The organism is Cyclobacterium sp. 10D3-21 (assembly GCF_055809755.1).
Map to the genome: position 1 here is coordinate 4,758,199 of NZ_CM147924.1, position 14,376 is coordinate 4,772,574.

Sequence of the window (14,376 nt, forward strand, 5' to 3'; positions counted from 1 at the left end):
AACGCTTTCCCTTTAATTACAGATCTAAGATTAATAGAAATGCTTAGAATATCGTTGAATTGATCCAAAAGGACAGGCTACTCGAAGGAGCCATTAGGAAGAAGCAGCGACTGGTATTTGAAAAGATTCCATAGATCAGGTTTTGGGTAAAGGCATAAAATCAAAAGTTTAATTGAGAAATAGTAACCACATTTGACCTAAATACACATGAAAATTTTAAGCAAAAGCATCCTATTGGCTTTTATTTTTTTTGGCACCCTGATAGCCTGTACTTCAACGGATGATGCAGATGAATTTATGCAAGATGATAATGGAGCGTTTAACAGGACAAACGTACAAATATTGTTTCCCGATGGATCTAATGTGGACCTATCAAAGAGCACCTTGGTTTCACTAGGCGCTAATGCTGATATAAACGCGAATGGAATTGGAAAAGTACCTTTTAACAGCCAAACTATAGAGATTGGGTACCTACTGGATGCGGACAATAATGTTTTGCTCGCCGGGTTCATTTCTGACGAAAGAAAAGAACTGTCGATTGAAACCACCGCCGAAGTCATACTTTATTATGCCCTAGGTTATTATTTATTGCCAGATAGTGCAAAAAGTGCCTTTTTAAATAGTATTGGGCAAAGTACAGATTTTTCCAATTTTGTAGAAGAAATGCAAACCTTGTTCAGGAGTAACCCACTCTTCTATAGTCAAGGCAGTTATGAACAAATTTTACAAACCTTTATAGCGCAATTACTTCCAAACAGTTCAACCCAAATAAACAAAAGGATTTTTTTTAACGATGAAAGCACCAAAAGTGGTGTCACACTGTCCAGTGTTGATTCCACTCGTATTATGTTAGAAAATTCTTTGCCCAGAAGGTCTAATGTTATTATTTACAAAAAGAGTTATACGGATAGAAACGGCAACCTTATCGATATTCCAAATTATACCTCCACTGCTTTTGAGAATTTTAAATTGGAAGCTGGCAAGACCAACAAAATAGAAATGTTAGAATTGGGCAATTCAGTGCAGCAAATAAATGCACAACAAGCATCCATTGAAAACACAATAAAAACGGACCCGATTTTATTGCCAGTAAACCCTGCCTCCGAATTTGTGGCTGAATACGAAGTGGTTGTTATTGGTGCTGGTCAGGCCAATGCTGATGAGAGAAACATGACCGTGGAAGAAGGTAACCTGTATGCCGAACTCAATAAAAAAACCTACGTTATCGACTATTTTTTACCTACGCTGCTTGACATTAGTGGTAATAAAGCATTACTGCCACCATTTGGCAGTGATAAAGAAAATGAACTCTACAATGCTGTTATCCCTGTACTAGAGCAATATCCTGAAGTAATTAAAGAAGTTGTGGACAATAGGTTTAAGGAAGCAACAAGCATTTTTCTTCCTGCATTGTATGAAGATATAAGATTAAGCAATGATTTGCGTACCATTTTAAAAGACGTTTACACTATAGTGTCAGGTAACGGTGCATTTCCCAATACTTTTATTCAAGATCATGAGTTAATTGAGACTGGTTATCAACGAACTAAAATAATAATTGAGGTGGTTAATAGGAATATAAAAGCAACAAATTATTATTCCAATTTCGGGGGACTACGCACTAAGGCCTTTAATTTTGAAAGCTGGAACGTTAAATCAATAGATGCGGTAGTTAAATTGCAGCAGGATAATGTTGAACTCTGTTTAGGACAATCCACTGAGCTTCGAGTAACTGCAATTACCGACATTGAGCTCGAAGTTGAAGAATTTGAATTTCATTGGAGTACTTCAAATGAGTACAGAGGAAGGGTTCAGGATATTGGTGATAATTCCAGCAATTTTGGCCAATCAATTATTACAAAAAAGAATTATGTGTCGTACATCAGCACTGCACTGGAATCTGAATTAGAGAGTGGTGAAAATAAAGAAACCATAACGGTTATCCTGTACATACGCAATAAAAATACAGGTGAACTTTCAGAAGCCGGACGGGATAGCATGACCATGATCAACAGGAAAAATTGTGAATCATTTACTGTGTCATTCACAAGGCAATCAAACTTAAGGGAGATCTCAGATATAGGCTGTCCCAATAACATAAGTTATCAGGCTTTTAGTCCCATTCCTTATTCTGCTGATTTTGCTGCGGTAGAAGGCGCTTCCGGATATAAAGGAATCATTACCTCCAGTAATGGCGTGGTGAACCAAGAAAGGGTGCTAGATGCAAGACAATTGGAAGATTTAGGGGATGGAATGTTGCGATTTAATTCAGGGGTAGGAAGCATTATTATTTTTGAAAGTTGCAATAAGGCTACAGCTGAAGCTCGTTCTAAGGAACTGGTTCAAAATATAAAGGTAGAACCTGTAAAAATAGAAATTACACCAATATTTAATCAATAGGTGAGCATCCTTGACATAGAATAGGCTTTATTTCTATAATTTCTTAAAGAAAAAAAAATATTGTAAATTCCCCATACTTTCAAAAAAAGCATGGGGAACACTTTACATCAGAACAACAATCAGCTAGTTACCGCTTTTAAAAATAATGAGCAGAAGGTGATGCAGGAGGTTTATCAAAATATGTTTCCAAAATTCAGAACCTATGTTTTTAAAAACCATGGTAATGAAGCTCAAGCCAAGGATGTATTTCAAGACTCTTTTATTTCTTGCTGGCGGAACGTTAAAAAAGATAAACTCAAAGAAAATAGTGATCTAGAAGCCTATCTTTTTACCATAGCCAAAAATAAATGGACCGATTATTTACGTTCTGCCCACTTTAAAAAAACGGTCTCTGATGAAGGGCTCATTGCCATGCGGTCCAACAACGAAGAGCAGTTGGATGAAAAAGAAGAGGAAAGTAAATTGAATGCACTGCATGAGGCCCTGAAACAAATTGGTGCCTCTTGCAAAAAGCTTTTGACCCAGTTTTATTTTGAGCGAAAGGCGATGGAGGAAATCGCAAAGGACCTACAACTTACATCGGCTTCGGTTCGGAACAAAAAATACCGATGTATGGAAAAACTAAGGGCATTGGCCATGGAAACCAAAAACAATGGATAAGTACTCAAATTACATATCTCAAGAACAGCAAGAAGAATTCGAAAGAATACTTTTAGAACAAATGGATTCTAAAGAAAAAGAAGAATTCAATAACAAACTGAACCGTAATCCAGTCCTGAAAGAACAGTTTGATTCGTTTAAAGAACTGTTCCTTGCCATTGAGGAAGAAGGTCTCAAAAATTTGATGGACATATTCCATGATAGCCATAAAGAGAAATCCGGCGCAAAGCATAAATTTTATTGGTACCCAATAGCTGCCAGCATTGCCCTATTGTTATCATTGGGTATTTGGTTCTTTAACAAACAAAGCCCTAACGAGAAACTTTTCCAAAGTTATTTCACAGTTGATCCAGGTCTTCCCACTGTTATGGGCAGTAATGACAATTATGCCTTTTATGAGGCAATGGTTAATTATAAGCAAGGTAATTACAATATGGCCATCACTAAATGGGAAAAGCAATTGCTTACAAATCAAGATAGTGACACATTGAACTATTTCTTGGGAAGTGCCTACTTGGCCAAAGGGAATACAGATAAGGCCATTGATTTTTTTAAGACTACCTTGAACTCAAGTGCTTCCGTTTTTAGCAAAGAAGCTCATTATTATTTGGCTCTTGGGCTATTAAAGAACAACAATACCGAAGAAGCCATTAAACACCTAAAAATGGTTGAAGACGAAAAGAGTGTTGAGCTTCTGAAAAAAATTCAAGAATGAAGCATATGAAGCTCCATGCATTGCTTGCCGTACTTTGTGTAGCCCTATTTTGGAATGCAAACGCACAACAAGAGGCTGTCTTAATAAAAATAGATAGTCTTATCGCTGTAAATGAGTTCGTAAATGCACAAGAGCTCCTTAAAGCGGAAATGGACAATCCCAAAAATTCATTGTTGGGACATCTGATCTATCCTTTGGGAAAGATAGAATTCTTACAAAATCCGGAAACTGATTTTGAAAAAGCCTTGGACTTATATGCCCGGATAGCCTCCAGAAAATTAAAAGACCCAATAGCTTACGAGGCCAATTTAAGAATGGGAATTCTGTACATAGATCAAGGAACTCCATCAAAAGCGCAAAAATATTTGAGAGAAGCAAACAGTTTAGCCAAAGAATTGGGCGATATCCATAGAATGGTAGAATCTGAATTTCATTTGAGCGAGTTAGGTCTTAAAATGGGCGATTTTGGATTATTGATCGTACACACGGACAACGCTCTTGATTTAATACAGAAAAATGATTCCGAAAATTTCCCTTTGGCACCACGAATATACAATTACAAGGGGGCGCTAATGCATTTTAATACCAAACCTGACAGTGCCAATTATTATTTTACGAAGGCAATCAATGCTTTGGACGAAACCGTTAACGACCCAGAACAAACCGATTATCTACCGGGCACCATCTACGGCAATTGGTTCTTGGTTAAACAATCCTCTGGCAATTTTGATGATGCCATGCGTTTCACACTAAAATCAATAAACCATTACAATGCTTTTTTGAACAAAACCAATAACCATCCCTTAACGGAAAAAGTGCATGGAAACCTTATTATCTCCTATAGAAATTTAGGAAGCCTGTATTCCGATTTGGGTGAGAAGGAAAAGGCAAAAAGAATTGCCATGCTAGGGTATAATCATGCAAAAAAACACTTCTTAAAAAACACCATACAGTATTTCGGTGCCACCCTGATGGTAGGCGAATCGTTACTATACAACAATGACTTAGATAAAGCAGAAACTTATCTGGAAGAAGCAAAAATCTCTTTAAACTCAATCAATGGGGAAAATTATTCTTATAAAGCCAACCTTTACGGAGTATTGGGTGACTTAGCTTTTCAAAAAGGTAATTACCAAGAAGCGATGGACTACTACCTTAGCACCCTTCAGGCATATAGAAACAGTAATGGGCAAGGATTTTCACAAAATGAGGTTTATGTCAATATCAACCTGGCCAAATCCTATTCAAATCTCAATAAATTTTCAGAAGGTATTCGTACTATCAATACTACCCTTGCTGAGGTTATTTCGGTCTATGGTGAAGATAGTTATTTGGCAAATGAGGTACAAATAGCCAAAGTCAAGATATTTTTTGATCAAAAAGATTATGAAGGTGCCATTGGGCTGAGCAATCAAATTTTGGACTCCTACAAGAAACAGTCGTTTAACAGTATAATTTCTGAGGAATTTTTTAGCCCAAACCAACTAAGGCTATTGCTTTACCTTACCAAAGCCCAATATGAAATGGACACCGTTAAAACGGTGGAAAGTTTGGGTGAAATTACTGACATTATACAGAATGCCATTCAAAGAATTGAAAGAAAAAAATCGCTGATCACCAACGAAGCCGATATCAATGTACTATTAGAAAACAGTCGAGAGTTATTCGATTTTGGTAAAAAGGTCTATCGTAAAATGTTTGACATAACAGGTGATAAGAAGTATTTGGAGAAAATCATTGACCTTCACGAATCTTCCATATACCATCGAATCCGAACACGACTCAATCTAACAGAAAATAAACTTACTCCGGAAAGTATCAGGGAGGAAGAGGAATTATTGCGCAAGAAAATCAATTCCTTTTTTGATTCTACTGAAGAAACTCAATTTGATGTGGAAGATTGGAAGGCTAGCTTATTGGAGTGGGAGGATTACCTTGCTAAAATAAAAACAGAATATCCACAATATTATGAATTAAAATATAGCACTGTATTGACCCCTTTGGGCGATCTACAGCAAAATATTGATGAGTCGTCCACTGCAGTACGGTATCTGTTCATCGAAAATAGGCTCCTTGCTTTCATCCTAACCAAAGACCGTATGGAGATGGTGCCACTACCATCCGATCTATGCTTGGATTGTATTACAACCCTATCAGATTACCGAATAAACAGTTCTGAAACTTTTGAGTGCTTCTCACTTTTGTATAAATCTCTTTGGGAACCTATTCAAAATAAAATTGAAACCGAAAATATTATCATATTTCCCGATCAAGAATTGTTCAATTTAAATTTTGAACTTCTTACTTCGGAGAAAATCAATTCCTATAAAGAACTTGCAACCAAAAGCCTTTTGGGCAAACATAATATCTCATACAATTATAGTCTGCTACTATTGGATGATAATCGAAAGACATTGGATTTCAAAGATGACTTTGTAGCCTACGCCCCTACCTTTGATGAAGGTATGAAGAGAGCATACGAAATGGCCATTAACGATTCCATCGATATTGATAAAAGCTACCTGACTTTATTGCCCCAACCGTTCAGTGCCGCTATTGCTAAAAGGTTTTCTGAACGATTTGGAGGCAGGTCGTTTTTAAATCAACAAGCATCCAAAAGCATTTTTACTAAAACTGCGAATGAGCACAAGATTATACATATCAGCACCCATGCGGAATCGAACAATGTAAACCCCGAACTGTCGAGATTGGTCTTTGCAAAGAACATTTCCGACTCAACCCTAATCAATGATAATTACCTGTATACCTATGAGATATACAACCAAAATCTAAATTCAAATTTGGCTATTTTAACGGCTTGTGAAACGGGTCTACCGAGCTATCAGCCCGGTGAGGGCATGATTTCACTGGCACATGCTTTTAACTATGCAGGAAGTAAAAGTATCTTGACCAGTCTTTGGCAAATTGATGAGCAATCAAGTGCTGAAATCCTAGACAGCTTTTATGGATACCTTGAAAATGGCCTTCCCAAGGATGAGGCTTTAAGAAATGCAAAATTGGATTATTTAAATCAAGCAGAGGGAAGGACGATTCATCCGCAATACTGGGCTGGTTTAATTTTAATGGGAGACACCCTGCCTATAAAGCTATCCCCTTCTGTCAATTACTACTGGTACTTAGGTATAGGCTTATTATTAGTGTTGGCTGTTTTCTTGATAATTAGGAAAAGAAAAACCTCCGGTTTATCCTAAACCGAAGGCTCTGCTAAAACTGACCAACTCAAATTAGTTTTGATGTCTTACATTTGGATCATTATCATCCGGATCCAGATGTGCAGGGCTACCGTCCCGGTCATTATCAATAAATCCCTCACCATCAGGCCGAACGTAAAGTTGAAAGTTAAATGGTAAGAAAGTGTCTAAAGTACGCGCATCAAACTCTACCGAAGGGGCCGCAGAAATTTGAATGGCAGAACTTACTGTTCCCAAGCCTGGGACAACCATAGAACGCACCCATACAATCCCTGTAAATTCTCCAAATTGTATTACTCTACCATTAAAATTGACCAACATGCCTTCAAAATTTTGACTCTCGTTTCTAGAACAAATCGGATCAAATCCATTGCTAGGGTTATACCCCACCTCTGCAAACATGGTATTGATTTCCTGGGCGATAATTTGATTAAAATCTGAAACTCCAACAAAACTTACATTAGGAATCCAACGATAAAACACCTTCTTGTCAAGCCGTTTTATGTCAATCCCTATTGGAAAGTTTTGCGTATCTCTTATACCCGTTCCTGTATACCCTACTGAATATTCAAGACTAAGAAGAGGCTGTTCATTAAATGAAACACGACCACCTGGATTTTCAATTATAGGGACTTTATTTAATGGTACAAATATACCATTAGACATATTCCAATAGGCAGCACCCGCTCCTGCATAATTATCACAAAACTGGGCTTGAACATTTTGTAAATTGTCAATCTCACTATCGTCATTAATACAACTTAGTACTCCTGTCAAAATCAGCATAATGCTGAGGTGTTTTATCTTTTTCATATTGGTTATTTTCCCTTCTATCGGAATAAAAGGAAAATGTCATCAAAATATTTTATCAAAGTTTTACAGATAGTCATGTAATTTTTCCTAAGGGTTTAGGCTTATGTATGTTGAGCATTTGGAGCATCAGCAGAAACCTACCCTTTCGGGTGTAACTGACAAAAGCTCTTCTAAATGAACAACAGCTTATTTAGGCAGGATTTTCAACTGCTGGATTAGCGGCCCTTCGAGATAGGCAAACGGTTAGTATTTGGAAAATAGCGACTACAAAATTGGGGTGCTTCAGTCATGTCTAATGGTATTAATCGACTAAATAGGTGCTTTAAAATCGAATTAAAAAATGGCTCGAGAAACCCTTTGAAGACCACTAAAACCCTCCTAAAAATGTATTACAAGCATTTTTTTTCAAATTCAACTTAAACGAGTCAAAAACCGATCTGTTTAACCTGACCTTTAATTAGGACACAGTTTTGTTTAAATTTGGTTATATTACTTTTAATTTGTTAATTAATGACCATTTTAAAATAAACTATCAAGGTATTGAATACTAATGCCCAATTTATGCATCTATTCAATAAGTATCTAGCCAACACCTGTTTGCCATTAGAGAAAGATGCGCTATATGGAATGCTTAGTCATCCTTTTTATAAGGATACTTTGAACCAAAAAATGCAAGAATCGTGGAAGCTCCCTAGTGCTGAGCTAGGTTATAAATTACTATCCATTAGTGATTTACACCGAAAAACCAACGAAAGAAAGTCTGTCCAATTAAATGTTTCAAAATCAACTAAGACAATTACGAAGTGGTACTGTGCTGTGGCAGCCTTTATTTTTTTTGCCTGCTTGACATCCTTATTTTTTCTTTCAAAAGAAACTGAACCGATCAACCAAAAAGACTTTACATCCTTTTCAGCTGGTATTGGTGAAAGAAAATACATGGTTCTTCCGGATAGCAATGAAATCTGGTTGAACTCCGGTTCGACGATAAGATTTCCTGTGGACTTTTTTTTTAATGAAGTAGCGGCGGCGTCACTAACTTCTTGGAAGGAAAGCAATTTAGAATTTGAAAACATCCAATTTGGCGAGGCTGCTGTTACACTTCAAAAGCCCTTTGGAGTTGAGTTCCTTTTCGACATTGATACCCATAAGAGGTGTAGGTTTACTGCAAATTTTGATTTGGGGGAAGACTTAGATCAGGTCCTTGAAGCTTCAACATAACTCAATGCTATTTCCTCAAGGGAGGAAAATAGCAATGTCATATTTTATTTGAACTAAATATCTGAAATAAAAAACCAAAGCCTATGTAAAATCCAGAAAACAAAAAAAGCTGCTCCGGTTGCACCCGAAGCAGCACTGCCTAATAAAAGGCATAGATTCAGTCAATATCAATTAACTTAACCCAATTCAAAACTATGAAATTTTACTTATCTAGGACGTTTCGTGTCCTATTAGAAAATCATGGATTTCATCCATTGAATTGTCAAGCATTGGCAATTCCTTTTAAAACGCTTGGAGTCGGCTTTTTAGTATTTCTTTTTATGATTACTACTACTGCTACTACTAAAGCCAACAATCAATTACCGGATCTTGAGGATGTTTTTGTCAGTATAGAACTAAAAGATGAGTCGTTGTTGAGTGCCCTCAATAAGATAAAGGAAAGCACTCCCTACAAGTTCTCTTATGAGTTGGATCAAATCAAAGCGCATCAAAATCTAACTTTAAGTAAGTCAGAGAGAACGCTCAAAACTACGCTAGATCTACTTCTGGCAAATACAGAATTACAATATGTAAGAAATGAAAACAGTATTGTAATTACCCCAAGGGAAAATCAACCGCAAAACGTACAGCAATCCAGCGCTGCTTCTGCTCTTAGGCTTATTACAGTTAGCGGAAAAGTCACTACTGAAACTGATCCTGAGGGTATCCCCGGAGTGAATGTACGCGTTGTCGGCACTCAAAACGGAACTGTCACTGATTTAGAGGGTCGATATGAGATAGATGTAGCCGATGGGAATGCTATATTGGACTTTTCATTTATAGGATTCGAATCCGTACGTGAGACAGTAGGCACTAGAACAGTAATCAACATTACCCTGACTGAAGATATTAGTGGCCTCGATGAAGTGGTAGTGATAGGGTACGGTACGCAAAGGAGAAGTGATCTCACAGGCTCTGTTTCCAGTGTATCAACAAAGGAACTCGTAGATAGACCAGTTGTTAATATTGGACAAGCCTTGCAAAACAAGGTCTCAGGTGTTCAGGTAGTTAAGCAAGGGGCTGGCTATCCAGGTTCCAATCCTATCATTCGTATCAGAGGTACAAACTCAATTAATTCGAACAGTGATCCACTCTTTGTAGTCGATGGGATTATTGGGGTTAGTAATGCCTTGAGAAACATTAACCCACAGGATATTTTATCCATGGATATTCTGAAAGATGCTTCAGCCACCGCTATCTATGGTACCCGAGGAGCAAATGGCGTGATCATCATCACCACCAAGCGAGGAGAGGTTGGTGAAGTGAAAGTTAATTATAATGGTTCGGCAACCTTGGGAACCATGCAGAGAAATAATTATACGGTTACTGCAGACCAATTTTTCTACCTCTATGAGCAGGCATTTACCAACACGCCTAAGTATGGCACCCTGGATAAGTCAAAGGATTTCAGAGGGGGTAAAGGTACAGGCGCTTCATGGTCTGAAATGCCTCATTTGTTTGAACAGGTTCCCCAGGGAGGTTACTTTATGGATCTAGTTGGGAATGACGGCAATTATTACAAACCTAGATATTATTCAAACTGGGAGGATATCGCTTTTGATAATTCCTTTTCACAAGACCATTATATTGATGTGAGTGGTGGGTCTGCAAATGCAAAATACTCCTTTGCCCTAGGTCATACTGATCAGGATGGCCTTTTGATGCAATCTTACTACAAGCGTACAAATGCCCGATTTACAACTGATATCGAATTGAATAAATGGTTGGGTGTAAGCACAAATATTTTGTATTCAAGGGCAAAAAATACAAGAGGTGATGATCAACTAAGAACTGTTTCAGAGACATGGCCAATTTTGCCTACCAAGTATCCAGATGATCCTGAATTTGGTATATATGCAGGTACCTGGAGTACTGGTAGAGATTTTCCTGTTGGAGAAAATTGGAGAAACATTGTGTATACAATGGATCAGAGAGATGGATACTATCTAAACCAACAGTTGACAGGTGGTGTAGTACTTAATGCTCAAATAACAGATAATTTAAGTTTTAAGGCCAATTTCGCCATAGACAACAGAAGTGAAGACAGTAGATGGTTTAACGGGGATTTCCAGGGAACAAGGAGTTCGGATGCCAGAGGAAGTAATCAAAGATGGTTTTACTGGCAGAATGAAAACTATTTTAATTACGATAAAATAATTGACAAGCATTCAATTTCTGGTGTACTCGGGCTTTCCTGGCAGGAAACTCAAATTGATTGGTTAGAAGCGCAAGCCTCTAATTTCCCATCAAATTTTTATAGTTATAATAACTTAAATGCAGGTGCCAATACACCGGCAGCCCATTCTTCAAATCAAAGAAGTGCACTCAATTCGTACTTTGCGCGTGCCAATTATGCATATGATGGCAAATACATGTTGACAGCAACCGGACGTATGGATGGATCTTCAAAGTTCGGTCCCAACAATAAATATACATTCTTTCCCTCTATTGGATTAGGTTGGACAATTTCCAATGAAGAGTTTATGAAAGATAACAGGGTAGTTTCTAACCTTAAAGTTCGTGCCAGTGCCGGTGAGACAGGTAACCAGGAAATCGGAAGTTTTGTAACCCAAAGGTATATCAACACGACGAATGTGATGTTTGGTGACGGCTTAAGATCCGGGTTCTATCCGGGATCTACAGGTAATCCCGACTTAAAATGGGAAACAACTTTTCAGTGGGACATAGGAATAGACCTTAGCCTATTCAATGACAGGTTCAATATCGTAGCTGATTATTACCATAAAACAACGAGCGATATGTTGTTTAATCTTCCATTACCAAATTCAAGTGCACCCGGTAGTGCTTTTGTAAATTTAGGAGAAGTTGAAAACAAGGGAGTAGAAATCGGATTGGCAACCACCATTATTCAAAGGTCTAATTTCTCATGGGATTCGCGTCTGACAGTGTCTGCCAATCGAAATAAGATTTTGAAACTTGGTCCCACAAACGCCGACGTTTTCGTTGATACCGGTGCAGGTAACGCTACTTCAGTATATAGAGTTGGCGAACCAATAGGTTCTTTCTTCGGGCTAAACCGTATGGGTGTATATAGCACACAGGAAGCTGCTTTGGCTGCGCGCTATGGTAGGGTCCCTGGTGACTTGAAGTTTGAAGATGTTAACCAGGACGGAAAAATCGAGTTAATTTCCGATGGTAATATTATTGGTAATTCTTATCCTAAAGTTTACGGGGGATTTATCAATTCAATAACTTATGGGAATTTTGATGCAAACATTACCATACAATTTGTTGGTGGGGTGGACAAAGCCATTGTGCATGAGTCTGCTGAAGACCGTCAATTTGTGTCAGGTATGGTAAATAGGGTATTGGATGCCTGGCGTCCGGACCATCAGGAGGGAACAATAGTAGCTCAGGTTAGAGCGGGTAATGCCGGTGCACGTTACGATTCATTTACTGATACTCATGAAATTTACAATGCAGCATTTATCAGAGGGCAAGCAGCTTCAATAGGCTACACATTTCCTAAATTGGTAGGTATTGATAATTTGAGGGTTTATTACTCAATGGAGAACTTCTTCCTGTTAACTGCAATTGAGTTGGAAGGTTATGATCCTGAAGGTAGTTCGCTGGATAAAGGGCGATCTAATATTCAGAATATTGATAAATATCAATATCCTAATCCTACAAATTTCATTTTAGGAGTTAATGTTAATTTCTGATCTAAAAAGAGCTAATAACATGAAATACAATAATAATTATATCGTGATAAAACCCGTAATTTTCTTATTGGTATGCTTTTTTACCCTAAGTAGTTGCGAGGAGTTTTTGGAGGAAGTACCAACTAATCAGCTTACCGCTCAGGGGGATCTGACGGCTAGAGAATTCGGAGAACCTTTGGCTATTGGTGCATACAGAATGCTATCTTCCTGGACAGGTGGTGCCAGAGATTGGGGGAATATTTTGCCCAACACATTGGAATTCCCTACAGGTGGCGCATTTACAAGCGAGCCACATGCCCAGTTCGATAAATATTCTACAAACCAGGTTACAGGTAACCTATTGGATAATTTCAATAATCAGTGGTCAAATTGGTATGCTGGAGTTCAGGATGCTAACCTTGCGTTGGATTTGCTTCCTTCTGTAGACCTACCGCAAGCCCTATTGGCTCAATATCAGGGAGAAGTTCGTGCCTTACGCGCATTCTATTATTTCAATATCGTTCGTTACTGGGGCGATGCAGTGATGATCACCGCACCCCTTGACAATGTAAATGAAGCAGCATTACCTCGAACCAGTCTCAAGCAGATATACGATGACGTAATTATCCCTGATCTTGAATTTGCACTAAATGCGGTCCCAGCTGGTAAATCAAGCAACGGACGTGTAACACAGGATGTTGTCAGAGCTATTTTAGCTGATGTATACCTTACCGTTTCCGGATATCCATACCAGGAAGTAGAAACTGATCCTGGTAAAGATTGGTGTAGAGAGGGATCTTGGTCTATGCAGGAGTATCCTGTGAGCGGTGGTAGTGCTAACGCATTTTTGCAAAAAGCGAAAACCCAACTTGACGCACTTTATGGTAATTATGTTCTGGGAACTTATGATGATTTGCATGACCCGACTATGAATAATAATGGAGAGGCTATATTTCAAGTACAATATTCCACCCAACCAGGTTATAACAATGGCATATTGCAACCTTCTTTACCATTATTGACTAAAATATCGAAATCTGATGAGAACGGTTCATTTGTTCCAGCTCAGCATTATTATGATTCCTATGGTACCAATGACAAACGTGCTATGGAAAGAGCGATGTTTTTTACTTGGGACACGAACATTGATGATGAAAGCGACACAATTCGGTTTCCGCCTCACTTGTTCAAATACTACGATGCAGCAGCAGTAAAGTCAGTGAATGGATCTGGACTGAATTGGTCACATTACCGATATGCTGATATATTATTAATGCTCACAGAAGTAAATTGGGCATTGGGTGCAAGTCCCACAGAAATAGAAAAAGGAATAAATGAAGTAAGGCTAAGAGCCGGTTTAGCTCCTTTAAATGGCGCAACGATTACACTGAAAGATATACTTAGTGAACGTGCCTGGGAGTTGGTATTTGAAAACAAAATGCTTTGGGATCAGCGTCGTACAAGACGATGTATTGTTTATGGTAATGAAGAAATCTCAGGCATTGCAAACTTCGTTGGACACCAACCTCAAATATTCAACTTTGCTTTTACTCCTCAGCATTTGTTATCTCCAATACCGGGAGATGAAATGAACAACAATGGGGAAATTCAGCAGAATTTTGGGTATTTGCCAACACAAACAAATTAGTCTCGATGA

Annotated in this window: 8 protein-coding genes; 7 read left to right on the forward strand and 1 reads right to left on the reverse strand. The window is 38.1% G+C overall.

Annotated features, from left to right (window positions below; translation table 11 throughout):
• Positions 1 to 207 precede the first annotated feature (207 nt).
• From AC0L7T_RS18395 to AC0L7T_RS18410, 4 genes are all read left to right on the forward strand, one after another.
• A complete protein-coding gene (locus tag AC0L7T_RS18395) occupies positions 208 to 2,400 on the forward strand; it encodes a hypothetical protein (RefSeq protein WP_473337359.1) in 2,193 nt (730 codons plus the stop codon).
• 90 nt (positions 2,401 to 2,490) lie between these two features.
• On the forward strand, positions 2,491 to 3,060 hold the full coding sequence (locus tag AC0L7T_RS18400) for an RNA polymerase sigma factor (protein WP_473337362.1): 570 nt from the start codon (positions 2,491 to 2,493) through the stop codon (positions 3,058 to 3,060).
• Positions 3,053 to 3,775, forward strand: a complete 723-nt coding sequence (locus AC0L7T_RS18405) for a tetratricopeptide repeat protein (protein WP_473337364.1) — start codon at positions 3,053 to 3,055, stop codon at positions 3,773 to 3,775. The genes AC0L7T_RS18400 and AC0L7T_RS18405 overlap by 8 nt, the downstream gene beginning before the upstream one ends.
• Entirely contained in the window at positions 3,772 to 6,987 is a 3,216-nt protein-coding gene (locus AC0L7T_RS18410) for a CHAT domain-containing protein (RefSeq protein WP_473337368.1), read from the forward strand. The genes AC0L7T_RS18405 and AC0L7T_RS18410 overlap by 4 nt, the downstream gene beginning before the upstream one ends.
• Positions 6,988 to 7,020: 33 nt before the next feature.
• Here the strand turns inward: AC0L7T_RS18410 and AC0L7T_RS18415 are convergent, their stop codons facing one another.
• Positions 7,021 to 7,800 carry a hypothetical protein gene (locus AC0L7T_RS18415; RefSeq protein ID WP_473337370.1) on the reverse strand — a complete coding sequence of 260 codons (780 nt, stop codon included), beginning with the start codon at positions 7,798 to 7,800 and terminating at the stop codon, positions 7,021 to 7,023.
• A 561-nt stretch (positions 7,801 to 8,361) separates the two neighbouring features.
• Here AC0L7T_RS18415 and AC0L7T_RS18420 point away from each other — a divergent pair.
• From AC0L7T_RS18420 to AC0L7T_RS18430, 3 genes are all read left to right on the forward strand, one after another.
• Complete coding sequence (locus AC0L7T_RS18420) at positions 8,362 to 9,018, forward strand: FecR domain-containing protein (protein WP_473337372.1); 657 nt, start codon at positions 8,362 to 8,364, stop codon at positions 9,016 to 9,018.
• 194 nt (positions 9,019 to 9,212) lie between these two features.
• Positions 9,213 to 12,740, forward strand: coding sequence for a SusC/RagA family TonB-linked outer membrane protein (locus tag AC0L7T_RS18425; protein WP_473337374.1), 3,528 nt, complete (start codon positions 9,213 to 9,215; stop codon positions 12,738 to 12,740).
• A gap of 19 nt (positions 12,741 to 12,759) precedes the next feature.
• Entirely contained in the window at positions 12,760 to 14,367 is a 1,608-nt protein-coding gene (locus tag AC0L7T_RS18430; RefSeq protein WP_473337376.1) for a RagB/SusD family nutrient uptake outer membrane protein, read from the forward strand.
• Positions 14,368 to 14,376: the final 9 nt, after the last annotated feature.

Bases quoted from the DNA above. Each gene is read 5' to 3' on its own strand.
- AC0L7T_RS18395 (WP_473337359.1), top strand. From the start codon at position 208: ATGAAAATTTTAAGCAAAAGCATCCTATTGGCTTTTATTTTTTTTGGC.
- AC0L7T_RS18400 (WP_473337362.1), top strand. From the start codon at position 2,491: ATGGGGAACACTTTACATCAGAACAACAATCAGCTAGTTACCGCTTTT.
- AC0L7T_RS18405 (WP_473337364.1), top strand. From the start codon at position 3,053: ATGGATAAGTACTCAAATTACATATCTCAAGAACAGCAAGAAGAATTC.
- AC0L7T_RS18410 (WP_473337368.1), top strand. From the start codon at position 3,772: ATGAAGCATATGAAGCTCCATGCATTGCTTGCCGTACTTTGTGTAGCC.
- AC0L7T_RS18415 (WP_473337370.1), bottom strand. From the start codon at position 7,800: ATGAAAAAGATAAAACACCTCAGCATTATGCTGATTTTGACAGGAGTA.
- AC0L7T_RS18420 (WP_473337372.1), top strand. From the start codon at position 8,362: ATGCATCTATTCAATAAGTATCTAGCCAACACCTGTTTGCCATTAGAG.
- AC0L7T_RS18425 (WP_473337374.1), top strand. From the start codon at position 9,213: ATGAAATTTTACTTATCTAGGACGTTTCGTGTCCTATTAGAAAATCAT.
- AC0L7T_RS18430 (WP_473337376.1), top strand. From the start codon at position 12,760: ATGAAATACAATAATAATTATATCGTGATAAAACCCGTAATTTTCTTA.